At 59.8% G+C, this 323-nt stretch carries 1 protein-coding gene; it reads right to left on the bottom strand.

Features of this window, described 5'->3' with window-relative positions:
• Nucleotides 1–105 precede the first annotated feature (105 nt).
• On the bottom strand, nucleotides 106–323 hold a 218-nt coding region (locus DNK49_RS23520), incomplete at its 5' end, for an RHS repeat-associated core domain-containing protein (RefSeq protein WP_207807122.1).

Here is a 323-nt window from a genome sequence, read left to right as displayed (position 1 = left end):
TCGTCATGGGAGCCCCAAAAGACGAGGAAGCTACACAAAATCAGCGACTGTGAACAGGGGTTTTGTAAATGCATGACCGTAAACGTGATTTTGGATTCCGCTATGTCAGATAGGTGCGATAGCCCTGCTTCCCACCCCCGGATCGTAATACCGAAACCGGTTGTAATGCAGGCCGGTCTCCTCATCGAACTGCTGCCCCTGGAAGCGGAAGGGCTGCTCGATGGGGGGCGGGGCTGGGGTGTGGCTGGATACCGAGCGCCCGTCGGTGCCGGTCTTGCGCACGGTCGCCTCGCCCCACACCCGATAGTCTGCCGCCCACACGA

The organism is Parazoarcus communis SWub3 = DSM 12120, assembly GCF_003226565.1.
GTDB classification, from domain to species: Bacteria; Pseudomonadota; Gammaproteobacteria; order Burkholderiales; family Rhodocyclaceae; genus Parazoarcus; species Parazoarcus communis.
This window is presented reverse-complemented; position numbering and strand designations above follow the sequence as displayed.